The 20,129-nt window shown below is 63.4% G+C and carries 15 protein-coding genes; 6 read left to right on the top strand and 9 right to left on the bottom strand.

Translation table 11 applies throughout. The annotated features are described in order from the left end of the window. The first annotated feature begins 12 nt into the window (after window positions 1-12). The 5 genes from AXF13_RS10560 to uvrC all read left to right on the top strand — a co-directional run bounded on the left by AXF13_RS10560 (window position 13) and on the right by uvrC (window position 7,526). A complete protein-coding gene (locus AXF13_RS10560; RefSeq protein WP_062253146.1) occupies window positions 13-1,536 on the top strand; it encodes a hydrogenase large subunit in 1,524 nt (507 codons plus the stop codon). A gap of 9 nt (window positions 1,537-1,545) precedes the next feature. Further along, on the top strand, window positions 1,546-2,361 hold the full coding sequence (locus tag AXF13_RS10555; protein ID WP_062253144.1) for an NADH-quinone oxidoreductase subunit B family protein: 816 nt from the start codon (window positions 1,546-1,548) through the stop codon (window positions 2,359-2,361). Window positions 2,362-2,501: 140 nt separating this feature from the next. Further along, entirely contained in the window at window positions 2,502-3,800 is a 1,299-nt protein-coding gene (locus AXF13_RS10550) for a tyrosine-type recombinase/integrase (protein WP_062253142.1), read from the top strand. Window positions 3,801-3,971: 171 nt separating this feature from the next. Then, window positions 3,972-5,432, top strand: coding sequence for an outer membrane homotrimeric porin (locus tag AXF13_RS10545; RefSeq protein WP_223299905.1), 1,461 nt, complete (start codon window positions 3,972-3,974; stop codon window positions 5,430-5,432). A 108-nt stretch (window positions 5,433-5,540) separates the two neighbouring features. Beyond that, entirely contained in the window at window positions 5,541-7,526 is a 1,986-nt protein-coding gene (uvrC, locus tag AXF13_RS10540) for an excinuclease ABC subunit UvrC (RefSeq protein WP_062253140.1), read from the top strand. A 530-nt stretch (window positions 7,527-8,056) separates the two neighbouring features. Here the strand turns inward: uvrC and AXF13_RS10535 are convergent. The 9 genes from AXF13_RS10535 to AXF13_RS10495 all read right to left on the bottom strand — a co-directional run bounded on the left by AXF13_RS10535 (window position 8,057) and on the right by AXF13_RS10495 (window position 18,679). Then, entirely contained in the window at window positions 8,057-8,626 is a 570-nt protein-coding gene (locus AXF13_RS10535) for a beta-class carbonic anhydrase (RefSeq protein ID WP_062253138.1), read from the bottom strand. A gap of 79 nt (window positions 8,627-8,705) precedes the next feature. Further along, window positions 8,706-9,587 carry a DUF3298 and DUF4163 domain-containing protein gene (locus tag AXF13_RS10530; protein WP_062253136.1) on the bottom strand — a complete coding sequence of 294 codons (882 nt, stop codon included), beginning with the start codon at window positions 9,585-9,587 and terminating at the stop codon, window positions 8,706-8,708. A 352-nt stretch (window positions 9,588-9,939) separates the two neighbouring features. Continuing rightward, on the bottom strand, window positions 9,940-10,776 hold the full coding sequence (locus AXF13_RS10525; protein ID WP_062253135.1) for a DUF3298 and DUF4163 domain-containing protein: 837 nt from the start codon (window positions 10,774-10,776) through the stop codon (window positions 9,940-9,942). 57 nt (window positions 10,777-10,833) lie between these two features. Beyond that, on the bottom strand, window positions 10,834-12,054 hold the full coding sequence (locus AXF13_RS10520) for a sodium:calcium antiporter (RefSeq protein WP_062253132.1): 1,221 nt from the start codon (window positions 12,052-12,054) through the stop codon (window positions 10,834-10,836). Window positions 12,055-12,281: 227 nt separating this feature from the next. Further along, complete coding sequence (locus AXF13_RS10515; protein WP_062253130.1) at window positions 12,282-13,790, bottom strand: tripartite tricarboxylate transporter permease; 1,509 nt, start codon at window positions 13,788-13,790, stop codon at window positions 12,282-12,284. Between the two features lie 281 nt (window positions 13,791-14,071). After that, the gene (locus AXF13_RS10510) at window positions 14,072-14,587 is read right to left on the bottom strand and encodes a tripartite tricarboxylate transporter TctB family protein (RefSeq protein ID WP_062253128.1); all 516 of its coding nucleotides are present in this window, start codon (window positions 14,585-14,587) and stop codon (window positions 14,072-14,074) included. 97 nt (window positions 14,588-14,684) lie between these two features. Beyond that, the gene (locus AXF13_RS10505; RefSeq protein ID WP_062253126.1) at window positions 14,685-15,668 is read right to left on the bottom strand and encodes a tripartite tricarboxylate transporter substrate binding protein; all 984 of its coding nucleotides are present in this window, start codon (window positions 15,666-15,668) and stop codon (window positions 14,685-14,687) included. 84 nt (window positions 15,669-15,752) lie between these two features. After that, on the bottom strand, window positions 15,753-17,804 hold the full coding sequence (locus tag AXF13_RS10500) for a metallophosphoesterase family protein (protein WP_062253124.1): 2,052 nt from the start codon (window positions 17,802-17,804) through the stop codon (window positions 15,753-15,755). A gap of 119 nt (window positions 17,805-17,923) precedes the next feature. After that, window positions 17,924-18,679, bottom strand: a complete 756-nt coding sequence (locus tag AXF13_RS10495) for a GntR family transcriptional regulator (protein WP_062253122.1) — start codon at window positions 18,677-18,679, stop codon at window positions 17,924-17,926. Between the two features lie 373 nt (window positions 18,680-19,052). Here AXF13_RS10495 and AXF13_RS10490 point away from each other — a divergent pair, with 373 nt between their 5' ends. Then, entirely contained in the window at window positions 19,053-20,120 is a 1,068-nt protein-coding gene (locus AXF13_RS10490; RefSeq protein WP_062253121.1) for a zinc-ribbon domain-containing protein, read from the top strand. The last annotated feature ends 9 nt before the right edge of the window (window positions 20,121-20,129 follow it).

Raw genomic sequence — 20,129 nt, 5'->3', positions numbered from 1 at the left:
GGAGACTTGGGTATGCTTTCCTTTGATTACCGGCAGGCCATGGATCTCGACGATCTGCCCCTTATGGACGCGGCGGAGCTGCGCGACCGTCTGACCGGAGCCGTGGCCGAAGGCTGGCGCGTACTGGCCTTCTTCGGACTGCCGGAAGCCGCACGCGGTCCGGACGCTTCCGGCCCCGTGGGCCTGTGCTGCGTGCTGGGCCACGACGCCGCGCGCATGCTGACGGCGCTGCGCACCCCGCCGCTGGAGCGCTTCGACTCTCTCACGCCGGACTGCCCCCAGGTTCACCTTTTTGAGCGCGAGATATACGAGCAATGGAGGGTGGAACCCGTGGGGCATCCCTGGCTCAAGGCCGTGCGCCGCACGCCCGACGGCATGCGGGGCGGCGCGAAGAGCGACGCCCCGGCGGACTACCCCCTTTACCGGGCGGACGGCGGCGAAGTGCATGAAGTAGCCGTGGGCCCGGTGCATGCGGGCATCATTGAGCCGGGACATTTCCGCTTTCAATGCCACGGCGAAATCGTATTGCACCTGGAAATCGCCCTGGGCTATCAGCACCGAGGTCTGGAAGCCATGCTCACGCACGGCCCGGCGGGCCGCCGCCTGCCGTTGCTGGAATGCGCGGCCGGAGATTCCAGCGTGGCCCACGCCACGGCCCATTGCGTGCTGTGGGAACGCCTGACCGGGACGGGCGTGCCCCAACGCGCCCAGCTTGTGCGCCGCATCGGCCTGGAGCTGGAGCGTCTGGCCAACCATTGCGGCGACCTGGGGGCCATTGCCGGGGATACGGGCTTTCTGCCCACTTCCTCCTGGAACGGGCGCATCCGGGGCGATTTTCTGAACATGACCGCCAGCCTGTGCGGCAACCGTTTCGGGCGCGGCCTGCTGCGCTACGGCGGCGTGGCCTGGGATCTGGACCCGGCGGGCTGCGAGGATCTGGCGGCGCGGCTGCGGGCGGCCGGACGGGACACGCGCGGCGCGGTGGACATCATGCTGGAGGCGGCCAGCGTGCGCGACCGGCTGGCGGGTATCGGCGCGCTGTGCCCCGAGGACGCCCGCGTTCTGGGGCTGGTGGGCGTGCCCGCGCGGGCCTGCGGCCTTGATCTGGACGCGCGCTTTCATGCCCCTCTGTCGGAGCTGCCCGTGGGCGATCACGGTCCGCGCCGGGAACGCGGCGGCGACGTGCTGGCCCGCGCCCTGGTGCGCAGCCATGAACTGGACGATTCCCTGGCGTTGCTGCGGGAGGATCTGGCCCGTCTGGCCGCCTGTCCGGAAACGCCCGCCGTGTCCGCGCTTTCGTGGCCGCCGCGTCTTCCGGCCCGCAAGCTGGCCGTGGCCCAGGTGGAGGGGTGGCGCGGCGAAATCTGCCATCTGGCCGTCACCGGCACGAACGGGGAACCGCTGGTCTGCAAAATCGTGGACCCGTCCTTCCACAACTGGCCCGGCCTGGCGCTAGCCATGCGCGGCGGCCAGATCTCGGATTTTCCCCTCTGCAACAAGAGCTTCAATCTTTCATATTGCGGCCACGATCTGTGAGGCTTGCCCATGCTGCGCATCATCAAGGAACGCTTGCACCAGAAATACCGTACGCTGGACTATCCCCGGCGGGAGCCCGCGCTTTCGCCGCGCTATCTGGGGCGTCCCACGCTTACGGATGTGGATTGCGGCGACTGCCGGGCCTGTTTCACGGCCTGCCCCGCAGGCGCGCTGTTGCCGTCCCCCTCCGCTGCATCCGGCCCATCCGGTCAGTCCTGCGGCGCGCGCACCCCGCTGCTGGACATGGGCCGCTGTATTTTTTGCGGCGCCTGCCGCGCGGCCTGCCCCAAAGGGGCCTTCCACTTCAGCGGGGAGCACCGTCTGGCCGCCTTCCGGCGGGAGGCTCTGCGCATCGCGCCCCTGCCGTCCGGCGTGTCCGCTCCGGCATCCGCGTCGCCGTGCCCGCCCCGCGATTATAGCCTGTTCCGCCGTTCCCTCAAGTTGCGCCAGGTCAGCGCCGGGGGCTGCAACGCCTGCGAGGCCGACTGCAATGTGCTGGGCACCCTGGTGTATGATCTGGGCCGTTTCGGCATCGAATTTACGGCCTCGCCGCGCCATGCCGACGGTCTGGTGGTCACCGGCCCGGTGACGGAAAACATGCGTCGGGCTCTGCTGGACACGTGGGCCGCCATGCCGGAGCCGCGTCTGCTGGTGGCCGTGGGGGCCTGCGCCATTTCCGGCGGCCTGTTCCGGGAAAGCCCGCAATGTCATGGGGGTCTGGATGGAGGCGGTCGCCTGCCGCCCGTGGATGTCTTTGTGCCCGGCTGCCCGCCCAATCCCTGGAGCATTCTGGACGGTTTGCTGTCGTTGCGCCGCCGGGACTGACAGCTTTTTCGCCGCCGCGCGCGGCTGTTGGTACGGGCGTTGGTATCTCCCGGGAACCTGTTTTCGCATCGAGCCGCCCCGTACCTCCCCGTTTTTTGCCGATTTCCTCCTTGGCGGCATCCAGCCGCCAAGGAGGAAGCATGAAACTCACGGAAAAAGCCGTCCGCGCCGTCACCGGCAACGGCAAGGCCCAAAAGCTCGCTGACGGGGGCGGGCTTTTTTTGTACGTCTCGCCCAAGGGCGGGAAATCCTGGCGGCTGGCCTACCGCTATCTGGGCCGCCAGAAACTGCTGGTCATCGGCCCCTGGCCCGAACTCAGTCTGCGGGAGGCCCGGGAACGCCGGGAAGCGGCCAAAAAACTGCTGCTGGAACACATTGATCCCAGCGCGGCGAAGCGGGCGGCCAAAGCCGAAGCCCTGGCCGTTTCCCGCAATACCCTGGAAGCCGTGGCGCGCGACTGGCTGGACAAATTTTCCGGCCAGTGGGCTCCGCGCACCGCCGCCGCCATTGTGGGGCACGTCACGCAGGTTCTGATCCCCGCCTTGGGCGCGCGTCCCATCAAGCACATCAGCCCTCCGGAATTGCTGGATATGTTGCGCGGCGTGGAACGCCGCTCCGTGGTCACGGCGCACAGGCTGTTGTCCGAGTGCGGACGCATTTTCCGCTATGCCGTTGCCACAGGCCGGGCCGAGCGTGATGTGGCCGCCGATCTGCGCGGCGCGCTGCGACCCATGCGCACCCGGCACCTCGCCGCCCTGACCGAACCCGGTGAAATCGGACGGCTGCTCTGCGCCATTGACGCCTACTGGGGCACCTTTCCCGTTAAATGCGCGTTGCAAATGGCTCCCTATGTCTTTGTCCGAGCCAACGAACTGGCTGGGGCCCAGTGGCGGGAGTTCGACCTGCCCGGAGCGGAATGGCGCATCCCCGCCGAACGGATGAAAACCCGCGTGGCGCATATCGTGCCTCTGGCCCGCCAGGTCGTGGCTCTTCTGGAGCAATTGCGAACCTACGGCGGCAACAGCCGTTTTCTCTTTTCCGGCCTGCACGGCGGACAGGACAGAATCTGCAATATCACGCTGGTGAGCGCTATCCGCAGGTTGGGCTATGACAGGGAGAGGATGTCATTCCACGGTTTCCGTTCCATGGCCTCCACCCTGCTCAACGAGCGGGGCTACAACAGCGACTGGATCGAACGCCAGTTGGCCCATTGCGAGAAAAACAGCGTGCGCGCCTCCTATAACCATGCCCGTTATCTGCCGGAGCGCAAAAAAATGATGCAGGAATGGGCGGATTATCTCGACCACCTGCGCGTGTCCTATAAAGAACGGCACCACGCCGCCTACCTTGAAGACATGCGTTTGGCGCTTCACAAAAGAAAAATGCGGGATAATCGGCGGATAGCCGAACATCGACGTGCGGCGCTCTGCCCGAAATAACCAGGACGCGCGGGGCCGGTGCGCCATAATGCGGACCGGCCTTTTTTCAGAAACGCTGTTGGTAGAATTGCGGGTATTTTTACTTTATTTTTATTTTAATCATTTTATTTCAAATGATTAACTGAGGCATATGCTTTTGGCCAGAACGGCGGCTTTACCGGCGGCAACGGCATGACCGGCTTCAACAAGGCCAACAAGTCGTACAAGGGCGAGGACGAATTCGAAGCCAAGCAGCGTGTGCGCTTGCAGTTGGACGCCGTGGCTTCCGAGTCCCTGTCCGGCACCGTGTTCTTTGAAATCGGCGCCCAGACTTGGGGCCAGAACAGCACCGGCGGCGCCCTTGGCGCTGACAACGCCGATGTGGTGAAGCTGAAGAATGCCTACATTGACTGGATGGTGCCCCAGACCGACCTGAAGGTGCGCATGGGCATCCAGGGCATCGCCCTGCCCAGCATGACCACCGGCAGCAACGTCTTCAATGACGACGTTGCCGGCGTGGTGGCCAGCTACCAGTTCAATGAAAACGTGGGCCTTACCGCTTTCTGGGCTCGCCCCTGGAACGACAACTTTACCGGCTGGAATGACACCGTCCATGGCGATAACTATCAGTCCAACTACATGGACAATGTGGACGTTTTCGCCCTGCTGCTGCCCCTGTCCTTTGACGGCGTGAAAGTGACCCCCTGGGGCATGATGGCCGGCATCGGTCCCAACGCCTTTGCGTCGCAGACTGGCAAGGGTACCGCTGCTGATCCTTATGACCGCGACTATTTCAACGTGTCCGGCACCTCCAACAAGTATGCCGCCGCAGGCATGTTCCCGGCGGGCGGCGCCATGCACAAGGACGGCACCAACGCCGCCAAGCGCCTGAACAGCTACGGCACTGCCTGGTGGGCCGGCCTGACCGGCGAAGTGACCATGTGGGATCCCTTCCGCATCGCTTGGGATTTCAACTACGGCGACGCGCAGTATGACGACAGCCGCCTGAACCGCTCCGGCTGGCTGGCCTCCCTGCTCTTCGAATACAAGATGGATTGGGGTATTCCGGGCCTGTACGGTTGGTACGGTTCCGGCGATGACGACAATCCGGCCAACGGTTCCGAGCGCATGCCTTCGCTCAGCGTGAACAACAACAACAACGGCTTCTCCAACTTCGCCTTCAACGGCAACCCCTATATCGCCCGTGAAGGCATCCTGGGCTACAGCATGGCCGGCACCTGGGGCATCGGCGCCCGCGTGAAGGACGTGAGCTTTGTGGAAGACCTCAAGCACACCCTGCGCGTGAACTACATCGGCGGCACCAACGCTCCCAAGATGGCCAAGTACCTCTCGGGTAACGATGCTCGTGGCTATAATGGCATTAGCGGTGCTGTTAACGGCGTCACCGGTCCCAACATGCAGGGCCTGGGCATGGATCCGCTGTACATGACCACCGAGGACAGCGCCCTGGAAATCGGCCTGACCAACGAATACAAGATGTACGAAAACTTCACCATTATGCTGGACGCCGCTTACCTGGCCACCTGGATAGACCACTCCAAGTCCACTTGGGGCCGTAGCGCCATGAACGGCAAGAGCGACCAGGAACGCGACCCGTGGAACGTCAACTTGAGCTTCGTGTACGCTTTCTAAGCGTAAGCGGTTCAGTCTGTCTTGAAAAAGGGAGCCTTCGGGCTCCCTTTTTGCGCCGGTGGAGCGGAGGGGCTTGGCAGCCACACGCCCTTCCGGTACAACCATTGCGTGCAAAAGCCCGACCCTTCCACCATACCGCTCACGCCCGGCGTGTACCTGTACAAGGACAGCCGGGGCCGGATCATCTATGTGGGCAAGGCCCGCATTCTGCGGCGTCGCGTGCTGTCATATTTCCGGCCCGAGGGGCTTCCCGCCAAGACCAGGGCCATGCTGGCCCATGCGGTCAGCATGGAATATCTGACCACCACCACGGAAAAAGAAGCTTTGCTGCTTGAGGCAAGCCTGATCAAGAAGCACCGTCCGCACTACAATATCGTTCTGCGCGACGACAAGCAGTATGTGCTCTTCCGGCTCAACCTCAAGCATCCCTTCCCGCGCCTGGAGGTCGTGCGCCGGGCCCGTCGCGACGGCGCGCGTTATTTCGGGCCGTTCACCTCCGCTCTTTCAGCGCGGGAAACCTGGAAGCTGATTCACCGCGCCTTTCCGCTGCGCCGCTGTTCGGACCGGGCCATGAAAAACAGGGTGCGGCCCTGCCTGTACCACCACATGGGCCAGTGTCCGGCCCCCTGCATGGACCTGATCACGCCTGCGGCCTATCATGAGGCGGTGCACAAGGTCTACGAATTGCTGCAAGGCCGGTCCGAACCTCTGCTGCGCGGCCTGCGCGCGGAAATGGAGCAGGCCGCCGAGAACCTGGAATTTGAAAAGGCCGCGACCTTGCGCGATCAGATCCGGGCCGTGGAGCGCACGGTGGAGCGCCAGGCCGCGGTTTTGCCCGGCGGCGGCGATATGGACGCCGTGGGCCTGTTCCCGGCGGACAAAGGCCTGGCTCTGGGCATTGCTTTTGTGCGAAGCGGGGCGGTCACCGACGGCCGGGCTTTTTACTGGCCGGGCCTGACGTTTGAGGACGCGCCGGAATTGCTGAGTTCCTTTGTCAGCCAGTATTACAGCCAGGTCACGCCCCCGCCGCGCATACTCCTGCCCTGGCTGCCGCCGGAACTGGAATGGGAGGCGGACGAGAGGGAAGAAGGGCCTGCTTCGCCTGATGCGGAATCAGCGGAGTCCGGCGCATCGTCTGTCGTATCGGAGCCGGATGCGACCGCACTGGGCGGGGATTCGGCGCAGGGTGCCCCCAGCGGCAAGGCTTTGCTGGAGCAGGCCCTGGCCGACCGCCGGGGAGGACCGGTACGCATTGTGGCCCCCCAGAACGCCTCGGATAATCAGCTCATTGATCTGGCGCAGTCCAATGCCCGCGAAGAGGCTCGTCGCCGCCGGAATCAGGACGGCCAATCCATTCTGGAGCGGCTGGCCAAAGCCCTGCATCTGGCCGGGCCGCCGCAACGCATTGAATGCGTGGACGTGTCCCACACCGGCGGCCGGCAGACCAGAGTGGGGCTGGTGGTATTCACGGACGGCCAGCCCAGCCGCCCGGATTACCGTACCTATGCCATGCCGGACAGCGGCGACGATTACGCCACGCTGCACGCCTGGGTGGCGCGGCGGCTGGAGAGCGGCCCGCCCTGGCCGGATCTTTTGCTGATCGACGGCGGCCGGGGACAATTGGCCGTGGTGGAGCGGGCCCTGGCTGATGCCGGGCAAACCGGCCTGTTCAGCCTGGCGGCCATTGCCAAGGCCCGTGACGAGCGCGGCCAGGCCGACCGCCGGGCGGGCAACGTGGCGGATAGGATTTTTGTGCCGGGCCGGGCCAATCCCTTGCCCCTGCGCGAGGGTGGACCGGAATTGCTCTTTTTGCAGAATGTGCGCGACGCCACTCATCGCTTCGCCATCGGCCGCCACCGCCGGGCGCGCCAGGGGGCCGCGCTTTCCGGAGAGCTCATGCGCCTGCCGGGCATCGGTCCGGCCACGGCGCGGCTGCTCTGGGAAACGTTCGGCAGCGTGGAGGCCATGCGCGCGGCGAGTCTGGAGGAATTGCGCGCCCTGCCGGGCATCGGCCCGGCCAAGGCGGCGCTGTTGCAGGAAAAGCTCAAAAATCTGGGCTTGGCCCTCATTAAAACGCCGTCCGCGAAAAGCTGAATTTTTTCGGGCAGCAAGGCGCAAAGGAGAAACCGGACGAAGCTGTGCTTTAGCCGTAGCGGTGCTGTCTTGATCCGTAACACTGCTTCGCCGTGAACGGCTCAAGCAAGCCGCTGGCGCGGCAACGGCCAGCGCATTTTTTAGGATTCTCCCGGCGCCAGCCATCCGCCTGCGCTTTGCTCCGGCGGAGCAAAGGTGGCTTCGGGCCTGTTAACGCTATGCCTTTTTGCCCTCCTGCCGCGTCAGATTTCACCTGCTTTTTCGGTCGAGTACCAGAAGAGTACACTCCCTCAAAGCAGGTTTATCTTCCTTGCAGGCGAACAAAAATTCTATAGTGTTAACAGACCCTCGCCTCTTTTTTGTTCGTTCCCCGATCTATCGGGGAATAAAGACTTTTTAGATGCGTCTGCCCTGTTGCCGTGAACATACCGCAAGGTCAATTTTTTTTGCAACGCCGCTGTACGGAAAAAGGCGGCTTTGCGGCAGGCGGGCAAACGCGGTGGGGAGTGGAGTATTTCAAGCCGTAAGTGCTAGTCGCGCGAGCCGTCAACCACCAGCCGCACGCTGCCGCTGGCCGGCTGCATCAGCAGGCCGTGCACCACGATGTCCGGCGGAAAGGCCGGGTGGGTGCGGAGCAGCTGCACCACGCGGCGGACATTTTGTTCCGGATCGGTGTGCGGATCCAGATAGGTTTCCAGAGGGCCGCGCATGGTTTCCACGGCTTCCTCGCCGATGCCGCGTCGGCGCATCTTGTCCAGCAGCACCGCCGAGGAGGCGTGGGTAAAGCCGCAGTCCTCGTGTCCCACCACTATGATCTCCTCAATATTTTGCATGAAGACAGCCACCAGCAGGCTGATGATCATGGTGCCCTCAAGCGTGCCGATGATGTTGCCGGCGTTGCGCAGCACCACGGCGTCGCCGCGTCGGATGCCCAGGGCGGGTTCCACCATTTCCACCAGGCGGGCGTCCATGCAGGTAAAGATGGCGCAGCGCCTGTGCGGAGTCTTTTTCAGAGCCACGGCCGCCGCGCGTCGGGCTTCACCCTCTTTCTCCGTAACGGCCCGATTGTGAGCCAGAATATCCTGCAATAATGTGGTCATGGTATTCCTTATGAATAAACTGTGTTTAAGGGGGACAAAAAAGAAGCGGGGAAGAATTTTCCGGTGACGGCAGGCGTGTTCAGCGGCCCCAGAGGGCCAGGAGGGGACGGGCCTGGAGCAGTTCCTCCAGAGGCATGTTGACCTTCTGCACACCGGCGGCCCAGGGTGCGACCTGATAGGGCTGGAAGTTGATGCAAATGCCTTCGGGCGTGAGGGTCAGGCTGGAGAAGTTCTCCACCAGGGGCTCAGTGCCGTCTTTGAGCATCTGGGCCGGGCGGCCCGCGCCGAAGCGGCGGGCCAGTTCCTGGCGGGACCAGGCGGACATCAGGTTGAGGGCTGTTTCCGGCGTTTCGAACAGGTCTACCAGGCCCAGGCGCTGGCCTGTGATCAGGCTGTAATTGAGAGTCATGATGTCCAGGTTGCCGTGCGCGCCGCCGGTATAATTCCAGATCTCAAAAGTGATGCTCACGGCCGCGTCGGACGGCCAGGACACGCTGTAGGAACCCCAGAGCTCAAAAGCCGGGCCGCTCTCGCCGCTTTGTTCCGTGCTGGGCAGGCCGAAGGCGTTGATGTCAAGGTGTTCCTCGAAGGCGTCGGCAATGCCCGTGACCCATTGACGGATGTCCGCGTCAATGTCGCTGCGGCCCAGTGAAGGATAGTTGATGTTGATTTCAGCGGCTCTGGGGTGTCCCGCCGGGCCGTCCGGCAGAGGGCGCTGCAGGAGATGGTCGATGACGCCGGGTCGCCGCGAGCCGGAAATTTCAGCCGCCGCGGCTTCCTTGCCGGAGGAATCTCCGGCGGCCGGGCCGTCCGTCGCTCCGATCGCCGCTTCGTCCACTGAAGTCCGGGAGGCCGCGAGGAGCGGCCCGTTTAACGCATCCGCGCCGGGCAGGGCCAGAGCCGTTACGGCCGGAAGACAGAGAAGCAGTCCCGTCAGGAGACAATACAATACGCGAGGCATGGATACTGACCTCATCCGGATGGAGTCCGACCTGACAGGCCGGACTCCATGTCAGTCTTTTAGAGCAGATTAACTTTGAGAATTACCATTCTCGACGTCTGCGCCGCCCTTATCCTATCGTTGCTGTCGTCATCCCAAGCCGCCCGGCGGCAACGGCTGACGCGTGATGGAAACGCGGTCCATCATTGCTCTCTTTATCCGTAGCGATGCTGTCCTTATCCGTTACGGCTCCTGCGGCGCCTACAGCTAAGGCAACGCTCGCTTTGCTCACGAACGGCTAAAGGCACCTTGGCTTCGGGCGCGGGCGTCTGCTTTTGCGGTTGCCGGAGTAAAGCAACTTTTCAACGTTGCGTTACTTTGCAACAGGGGCCTGGGGCCAGATCCGGGCTTCGGGACCGGCGGCGGCCAGTTCCGCCAGAGGCATGTCCACGCGCTGCGGCCCGGCGGCCCAAGGCGCGACCTGATAGGGCTGGAACTCAATGCGCAGTCCCTGCGGCGTCAGGGTCAGATTGGCGAAATTGCGCAGATCCGGGGCCACGCCGTCCCGGATCATGTCCTCGTCCGTATCTTCGCCCAAGCTGCGGGCGAGCTCTTTTTGGGACCAGGAGGACATCAGTTGCAGGGCCTTTTCCGGATCCTTGAACAGGTCCGCCAAGTCCAGACGCCGTCCCGTGCGCAGGTCATAATTCAGACAGGTGATTTCCAGGTTGCCGTGCGCGCCGCCGGTATAGCTGTAGACACTGAAGGTCACGCTGACCACGCCTTCCGACGGGCGCGTGAGCTCAAACAGGCCGGTGAGATCCCACATGCCGTAGCTGCTCGGCTTTTCTCCGTCCGGGCCGTCGGCTTTGCCGACCTCTTTTTCATAGGCGTCGGCCACGTCCGTGGCCCAGCGGCGAATGGCCTCGTCCACGGCGGTCTGATGCAGCACCGGATAATAAAGACTGACCGCCGGATTGCCGTTGCCGCCGCGCTGGATGTGCTCATTGAGCACATCGGGGTAGACGGCTTGCTCGGGCCCGCTGTCCTCGGTGTCCGGCGCGGCGGAATCAGCCGGAGGCGGCGTTTCCTCGGCCGCCCCGGCGGGCGAGAAAGCCGCCGGGATGCAGGCGCAGGCCAGCAGAAGGATCAGCAGCCATCCCGCCGCTGCCGGCGGGATGGCCCGGATATGGGAAAAAGCATGCGGCATGGCGCATCCTCCATGTATATTTAAAGGAGGGGGGGGCCAAATGCCGAACCTCTCTCCTTAAACTTTGAATCCCAGGCGCAACTGCCAGACCTTGCGCCAGTTCTTGATCATCAGTATCGCGGCCAGGGACAGATAGACCTGGGCGTAGAAATAATGCAGGCGCAACGGGTCGTGTGCCAGGCCCAGCATAGCTTCCAACTGTGCGTCGTACAAGGGCGACAACAACTGGGCCGCGAAGAGCACCAGCAGCCAGAAGGCCTCACGCACGTGCAGACGCAGATCCAGCAGCAGGGCCACCGCGAAGATGGACTGCCCGGCGGTCAGTAATATTTCCTGGAACTGGTGAGTGTCAAGGTTTATGGAAGGAGAAAGTCCGCCCGAGGACACCGCGTACACGCCGGGGATCATGCCCACCAGCAGGGTCCACTGATTGAGCTTGGAGGAGAGCAGGCTGCCCAGGGCCAGTCCGGCGTTGCCCCGGAAGGCGAACATCAGGGCCACGATGAATTCCGGCGCTTCCGAGGCGATGGGCGCAAGCCACTGCACCAGCAGGAATTCATTGACGCCCAGCAGCTTGCCACTGGCCACCAGGCTTTCGCTGAACGGTTCGGCATTGCAGAGAATCACCAGGGCGGCGAAGAGGAAAATGGCGATCACGGTCCGCAGCCGCCTCTTCTTGGGCAATTGGGCCAGCACGGCGGCCGGGCCTTCGGGTTGCTCCTCCTCGCAGGGACGGCGGGCGATGATCCAGATGTACCAGGCGTAAATGGCCAGAAAAACCACGCCGTCCACCCAGGTCAACGAGCCCTTGAGCGGGATCAGCAGGGCGTAGAGGGTCGCCAGTCCCAGAAAAAGCACGTCCGTGCGCTTGTCGTCGTGCAGGGCCACGGCCGAATGGTAGCGCCCGGCGAAAATCAGCACGATGGCCGACCAGCCCACGCCGATGAGCAGCCGGTTGGCCCCGGTCATGTTGGCGATGGCGTAGTGGGAATAGGCGCTTTCCGGGTGCTGGCCCGCCATCCAGGTGAAGTACATGTCCACCGCGTATTCCGGCAGCACGGCGATAAAGGCCACCACGGCCACGGCCACGGCCTGGGGGATGTCCAGCTGGGCCACTTCACAGGCCCAGGTCAGCAGGAAGGAAGCCCCCAGAATAGCTATGCCCGAAAGCACGGCCACCCAGATCGGTGAAAGGTCGGGATGCGCGAAACGCAGGGCCAGACCCGGCAATGTGAGCACTATCGCCAGAATGTAGGGGCGCAGAGCGCGGAGTGACATGGCGTCTCCTTGGGCAAAAGATGTACGGTCCGGGGCGCGGGCCGGAAAACAAAAAAAGACCCTGGCATTGCTGCCAAGGTCTCACTGATCGGCGTGGCCGACGACGGCACCAGACCAATAAGGTCATGCTGTTGATGCCGTCCAGGTTTCGGGAACCTAGTTACTCCCCTTGAGTGAGAAGAATGTATCCATAGCCCTCGGAGCTGTCAAGCGGGCTTTGTCCTCGTTTACTCCTCATTGGGCGGTTCGACGGGGTCCGGGCTCTTTTTCCGTTCCAGCCATTCCTTGCGCAGGGTGATGAACAGGGAGAGCGCGGTCAGGGCGATGAAGAACCAGCAAATGGGCGTGCTCCAGAGAATGCCGACATCGCCGTGGGAAATGAGCAGGGAGCGGCGCAGATTGTCCTCAAAGAGCGGGCCGAGGATGAAGGCCACCAGAAAGGGCGCTTCCGCGATGTGGTTTTTGCCCATGTACATGCTCACCAGGCCCATGCAGAGCAGCACCAGGATGTCGAAGGCGTTGTTGTTGATGGAGAACGCGCCGAACAGGCAGATGCAGAGGATGGCCGGAAACAGGACCATTCGGGGCGCTCTGGTGATCTTGTCGGCACCGCGCAGGCAGAAAAAGCCGGAGATCAGCAGAAAGAGAGAACTCAGGATGATGCCGAAGTAGAGCGCGTACACCAGGGGCAGATTTTCTTCGAAGAGCAGAGGGCCGGGCGTGATGTTGTGCATCATGAACGCGCCGAGCATCACGGCCGTGACGATGTCGCCGGGCACGCCCAGCGAGAGCAGGGGAATCAGGGTGGCTCCGCAGACGCCGTTGTTCCCGGACTCGGCGGCGGCGATGCCTTCCAGTTCGCCCTTGCCGAAATTGGCCGCGCGTTTGGAGTAGCGGCGGGCCTCGCTGTAGGAGAGATAGGCTGCGGGCGCGCCGCCGATGCCGGGAATGGCCCCCATGACCACGCCGATGAGGCTGCCCCGGAAAATGGAGGTGAAGCAGCGTTTGAAATCCGCCCAGGTCAGGCGGCTGTGCCCCATGTCCGCCTGGATGGCGGGCGGCGGGGTCGGCGAGGTGGCCTTGATGATTTCGGGGATGGCGAAAAGGCCGATGAGCAGGGGAATGAAGCTGAAGCCCGCCATCAGATTCACGTCGTTGAAGGTCATCCTGCCGGTGCCGAAGACGATGTCCATGCCCACGCTGGCCAGCAGCAGGCCGAAACAGGCCGAGATGAGCCCCTTGAGCAGGGACGCGCCGGACAGCCCGGCCACAATGGTCAGGGAAAAGCAGATCAGGGAAAAGAATTCCGCCGGTCCGAAGCGCAGGGCGAAGCTGGCGATCATGCCGGTGCAGAAAATCAGGGCCAGATTGGACACCATGTCCGCGAAGCAGGAGGAGTACAAGGCCATGTACAGGGCCTGTCCCGCCTTGCCCTGCCGGGCCAGGGGATAGCCGTCCAGCACGGTGCAGGCGGCCGCCGCCGTGCCCGGCGTGCGGATCAGGATGGCGGAAATGGAGCCTCCGTACATGGAGCCCTTGTAGATGCCCAGCAAAAGCATCAGGGAGGTGATGGGAGGCATGTAAAAGGTGAAGGGCAGGGCCAGAGTCACGGCCATGGCCCCGGTCAGTCCGGGCAGGGCTCCGATGATCACGCCGCCGAGCATGCCGCCGAACAGGGCGAGGATGTTTTCCACGGAGGCGATGAGGTGCAGTCCTTGTTGCAGTGCTTCAAGCATGGGCGTCTCCTGGGGACTGTTGCTAAATCGGTTCTTTTGCCTTCCAACTTCGGTGCAACGGTTGAAGCGAGTGCCATTGGGAATACATTTTTTTTGTAAAAAGCCTATTTCCCTCTCTGGAAAGGCAAAACTCCACAATTTGGAAGCAGTCCCTAAAGCTGTTTACACTGATGGTTGTCGTGTGCCGTATGCTGTTTTGCGGCGCGGAGTATACTGAATTCAGAGCGGAGCGATGGAACCTTTGTGACAGTACACCGTGCCGGAGCGAGGTGCGCCGGTTTTCAGAGGAAGGATTGCAGAATGCCCAAAGGAACGGGCACGGCGGCGATGCGGACGAAAAAGACGTAAAGCGCGGCGGTAAGGATGCAGTCCGTCAGCAGCAGGCGCAGCCAGTTGCGTTCGCCGCAGAGCCGGGCAAAGGCCGCGTACAGAATAAAACTGCCCAGCACCATGCCCACGTCGTCAATGAAGAAGTAAAAGAGAAAGAGCAGCCCGAAGGCCAGAAGGGTATGAATCAATGCGCCCCAACTCCGGGGCCCGGCTTTGTCCAGGCTTGCGGGTGGCGCGGCGGCGCGGCGCAGCCGTAAATGCTTCAGGATTGTGTTGGCCGTGAGCAGCAGCGAGGCGCCCAGTCCCGCCAGGGCGATCCAGGAAGGATAGGCCGCCGGGGAAAGCTGGCCGGGGTCATGGGAATGGGGAACCTCGATGCCCAGAGGGATAAGTACGAAATAGACCATGCAGAAAAATGCCGTGAGCGTCAGCCCCAGGATCAGATCTTGCCGTACTGTCGCGTGCATATGGCCTCCTTGGCGGCGGGGAGGGGCTCCTCCCCGCGCGGCGTCCGGAATATGTCGGAAGAGGTCAGGCCGGAAATTTCCCGCCGTGAAAGGTATGTTACCGGATGACCAGGCCCAGGGCCTGCCCCAGTTGTTCGAACTTCTGCACCTGGGCCCGCACAAAGGCTTCGGTTTCGGCCGGGGACAGAATATCGGGGATGGCTCCCATGTTTTCCGTGGGCTCCAGCCACTCCTTGTTGGTCTTGACGGCCTGCAGGGCCTGTGCCCACTTGTCCACGGCCTCCTGGGGCAAGCCCTTGATGCCGTACAGGGCGTTCCAGCCCAAAATGTTTTCCAGTTCAGGGAAACCGGCCTCGCGCACGGTGGGAATATCCGGATACTTGGGCAGGCGCTTGGCCGTGGTCACGGCCAGGGCGCGCAGCTTGCCGCCTTCGCCGAGCTGGTCAAAGGCCGCCGCCAGGTTGATGGCCCCGAAGTCCACATGCCCGCCCAGAATGGCGTTCTTGCCCGCCGCGTCGCTCTGGAAGGGCACGCTCACCGCGCCGTCCTTGCCCAGGCCTACGGCGTGCAGCAGCATATAGGAGGCGATTTCCTGAATGTTCAGGGCTCCGGCCGTGCTGAAGGTCAGCTTGCCGGGATTGGCCTTGACGGCGTCGGCCAGGTCCCGCAGCGTCTTGTAGGGCGAATCCTTGTGGACCACGACCACCAGGGGATTAAGATCCAGCAGGCCCAGAAAGACAAAGCTGTCCCACTTGTACTGAATGGTCTTGTTCAGCGCCGGGATGATGGCGGCGTTGGCAACGCGTCCGATGAGCAGGGTCTGGCCGTCGGGCTTGCTGCGAAAGGCCACGGTGGTGCCCAGCACACCGGCCGCGCCGGGTTTGTTGACCACGACCACGGGCTTGGCGAAGTCGTTCTTGACGGCGTTGGCCAGAATGCGGGCCGCCAGATCGCCCGCGCCGCCCGCGCCGAAGGGGCAGATGATGGAAATGGGGCCCTTGGGGTATTCGGCATGGGCCGTGCCCGTGAAACAGAGAGCCAGCAGGGCTAAAGCCAGAATGCGTGTGAATCGGTGCGACATGACGGTTCTCCTTTACGGCTGGTTTTATTCTGATCCACCCCCCGGTTCATTCCGGGGATGGCTTCCGTGCACATTGAGAACGGATTAATGTCCTCGCAAAAAATACAGGCCCTCGGCCACGGGGCGGAGTTCTCCGGCCGGGAATTTGAAGCCGCTGTCCAGATCCACCGCCGTCACCGCCGCCGTGGAGGTGAAGAGTTCCGGCGGGATGGACAGGGGCGCGCCCACGGCGTCGGGACCGGCCATGTACAGGGCGATGCTCTCGCCGTTTTGGCGGGTCCGGAGCCAGCGGCCCTTGGCTTCCATTTCCTCCACAGGGCCGATGTCTCCCCGGCCTTCGTTGAGCGCGGCGTGCAGATGGCCGATGACCCCGGCGGCCCGCCGGGGATTGCAGGTCTGGTCCAGCACGCCGTTGCGCACGAAATAGCCCCGGTCGATATCCGTAAGGGCGTCGGCAAAAACCGTGACGCCCGTGCCCGCGGCGCAGAACAGGGCCTCGGCCGTGCGCTGCGCCGCCCATGTGTCGTCGCGCATTGCCCCGGCCGGATTGAAGCCGGTCAGGCGCAGATGCAGGGAGGCGGGCAGACCGCGCGCGGCACAGGTTTTGTGGGCAAAGGCCGTGAGGGTGGGGAGGTCGTCGTGGCTCATGGCCCGGAATACCAGCCCGATGCCTTCCAGCCCCCGGAGCGCGGCCAAGCGGGCGATTCTGCCCGCGTCTCCCGCGGTGAATCCGTGGTTCATGACGTGAAAATAGCGGCCGTCAGGCGCGCGGTTGTCCTCATGCTCCCACATCCGGCTGAGCAGGATGGGCAGCTTCAGTTCGCGTCGCAATTCGCGTAGCCCGGCGGCAAGCCGCGCCAGTTCCTGCTCACGGAAGCTGATTTCCCAGCCGGAGAGCAGGGCGGCGTTGTCCAGAATGAGCTTTGCGTCGCGCGGCGTGGGCAGGCCGTAGGAATAGAGGGTGAAGGTCTGCCCCATCGGCAGAAGGCCGCGTATGCGCCGCCGGGCCTCGGCGTTGCGCAGGTCCTGAAGGGGGATGCGCAGATGGCGCACGCCCATTTCCCAGAGCGCCAGCAGGGGGTAGTCGTTGCGGACCTGCTTTCTGTCGAATTCATCCAGCGCGCCGCTGGGCGGGATGCCCACGGCTTCGGCCCAGCTCTGGCGCAGATCAAAGCCCAGGGCCGCGTAACGGTTGCGGGCGGGCGCGACCGGAGTCACGCTCATGGGCGGCGTTTCCAGCGGGTCGTCCGGGGCCGCGCACGCGCCGTAGGTCCGGACCATTTCACAGAGGTGCCCGCGCTCGTGCACGTGCACCAGAAAATAGCCCAGCTTGGCCGCGTCATTGCGCCCGGCTTCGGTTTCCTCCAGGGCGGGCGGGGCCTTGAACATTTCGCTGTAGTCCTGGCGCACAAAGGAAGTGGAGGGCAGGAGATAATGCCTGGTGGCGCCTTCGTTCAGGTACCAGAAATTATGGACGTGCCCGGCGAACAGGCCTTCCACGCCGCAACGGGCCATCAGCTCAAGCAGCCGGCCGCGCTCCGGCTCCGCGATATTGTCGTAATGCTCGGCCTCGTCCGTTTCGCAGAGAAAGGGCGGGTAATGGGTGCAGATGAAAATCCGTTGTCCGGCGTGGGCAAGAAGGTCGTCCTCCAGCCAGCGTTTCTGCTCCGCTTCGGCGGGCAGGCCGCTGTTCATCAACTGCGCGTTGATGACCACCATATGGATGCCGTTGTGGTCAAAGGAATAATAGTCGTCGCCGAAAGTCTCCCGCCAGAGCCGGATATAGTCTTCCGTAATGGAGCCCGCCGGGGCCCAGGGCATGGGTTTGTCGCCGATGTCGTGGTTGCCGGGGGTGAGGTGGAGGGGGGCGTTCAGTTCCCTGACCTGGGCGTGAAAACGCGCGGCCGCTCCGGCATACAGCTCCTTGACGGCGGGAACCGGGTGGATCAGGTCGCCCAGATGGACCACAAAGGCCACATCCCGCCGGTTCAGATCGCGGACCACATGGCGCATGCGCCTGTTGGCCAGCTTGTTGACCGGGAAGGGCGAATTGCAGTCCAATTCATCCTGATTGAGATGTGAATCAGCAATAACGGCAAATGTAAAAAGCCGTTTTCCCAAGTCATGAGGCTGCATGCTGTATCCTCCCTGCGGGTTGGGCCGTGGAGCGCCGCCAGCGGCGGCGGGGGGAGCGCAAAATCGCATTTTTTGCGCTGCGGCCTCCACGCCTGTTACGGCAGTACAGGCGTGAAATTTCAGTAGGAGCGGGAGAGCTTTCTGCCGGGGACGCAGAAACTCTGCCGGTATTCATAGGGTATCTCGTTGTAGGAGCAGGAAAGCATTTCAAGAAAAAGAACAGGGGAGTTTTCAGGCAGTTGCAGCACAGCGGCCACTTCCGGCAAGGCGGTGGCGGCGCAGCACAATTCACTGGCCGACATGGTGGGCGTGCCGTAATCCTCTTCAATGATCAGGGTCAGGGCCTCGCTTTCAAAGCGGCGCGGGTCCGTGCGCGCCAGTTCCGGAAAGCGCGCGGCCTCGAAATAGGAATGCACCAGCACAAAGGGCCGGTCGTCAATGGAAATGAGCCGTTCCAGCTTGAGCAGGGGCGTGCCTTCCTCCAGTTGCAGATAGCGGCAGATGAAGTCCTGCCCCGGTTCCGTGGAAGAGCGCAGAAAAGTGAAGCGCCGTTCCGGATCAGGTTCGCCGAAGGCGGCGTGGGTGCGGTAGAAACGGTGGTCTTTGCTGCGGATGAAGCTGCCCGCCACATAGGTTCCCTTGCCCTGCACCCGGTAGAGAAAACCGGCAATGACCAGCTCCTGCAAGGCCTTGCGCACGGTGCCGATGCTGACGCCGTACTCTTTGGACAACCGGCTTTCCGTGGGGATCAGGTCGCCCGGCTGCCAGGCCTTGCTTTCTATCTGGCGGCGCAGGCTCTGGCTGATTCTGGCATAGGCGGGCAGGTGATTGTCGGGATTGTGCCGGGATTGGAGGGATGGCTCATGGTATTGCATACGGCTTCCTTGTGCGCGGCGCTTATCGGAATACGCGTGGCCGGATAAATTCATATATATGACTAGTTGACTATAGTTCTGCTTACCCGCATTCCCAAAAACTTGTCAAGGCGAAAATGCGGACCGAGGAATTTTTTGGGCTTTGCCGTGCCGAAAGCGGCCATGGCCGGGTCGACCGGCTTCGGGCACGTCCGTGGCGGACTTGCCAGCACGCCTGCCTGCGGCTAATAGAGAAGGTACATTCGGCCGCGTGGCGGCCTCCGGGAAGCGCGCTTTCCGGTCTTCAAGCGTCTGGAGCATTTCCAAGCGTTAAATGCTCTATTGAGATGTGCCGCCGTTCTTCGGAATCCGGGCGGCGCGAGAGGAGCCAGTAGTGAATATTACCTGCCCGCAGTGCGGCTTCAGCCGAGAACTGCCCGCCGACCGCCTGCCCGCGCGCGCTGTCATTGCCACCTGTCCCAAATGCGCCTGCCGCTTCCGCTTTTCGCCCGAGGACGGGGTGCTGGAAACCCTTGACGCGCCCGCGCCACGCGACGGGACCACGGCGGGCTCGGCAGGGCAGGATGATCCCCTGCCGCCCGGCGCCATTGTGCCGGGCCGCCAAGTACGGGAAGAAGAGCCTGAGCGCGCCGCGAGCGAAGCGGAGGGCAAGCGCCGGGAGCCGCGAAGCGAAGACGGCGGCGCCTTCGCCGACCGCCCGGATGCCGCGCCGGAACAGGAGGAGGAAGAGGACATCCGCCGGACTGCCAGCCGGGCCTATGCCCGTGAGGCCGCCCGCCTGCGGGAGCCGGAGCGGGATGCGGACCCCCATGCGGAGCATGACTATGAGGCCAATCCCTGGGAGACGGCACCCGGACATGACGGCTGGCTGGCTTCCTTTTATCAGACGGTCATGCGGGTCATGTTCGCCGCGCCGCGCTTTTTCGGCTCGCTCAACCCGGAAGCGCCGCAACTGCGGGCCCTGTGCTTCTACCTTATTATCTGCGTGGTGCAGACGGTGGTGGAGCGTTTCTGGGGCGGCATACTGCTGGCGATCATGGCCCCCAGCGCGGCCACGGACCCGCAGCTGGAAAAAATGCTGGCTCTCCTGGCCCCACAGAGCAATCTGGCTATGACCCTGCTGCTGCGCACGGCCATGCTGGTTCTGCAACTCTATGTTTTCAGCGGCCTGACCCATCTGGCCTACCGTTTCGTGGCGCCGGACCGGGCCAGCTTTCCCCTGGTTTTCCAGGTCATGGTCTACAGTTCGGCCCCGGCGCTGCTCTGCGTCATTCCTGCGCTGGGCTCCCTGGCGGGCATGGTCTGGGGCCTCGCCTGCATGGCCGTGGGCTGCCGCGCGGCCCTGCGCCTGAACTGGCCGCAGACCCTGCTGGGTTTTGTGCCAGTCTGCATGGTGATGGGGCCCATGATCCTTCAACTGCTGTACGCGGTCCAATCCTGAGGCAATGGG

The sequence above is a fragment of the Desulfovibrio fairfieldensis genome, from assembly GCF_001553605.1.
In the GTDB taxonomy this organism is placed as follows: domain Bacteria; phylum Desulfobacterota; class Desulfovibrionia; order Desulfovibrionales; family Desulfovibrionaceae; genus Desulfovibrio; species Desulfovibrio fairfieldensis.
The sequence above is the reverse complement of the archived record's forward strand: the minus strand, read 5'-3'. Positions and strand labels throughout refer to the sequence as shown.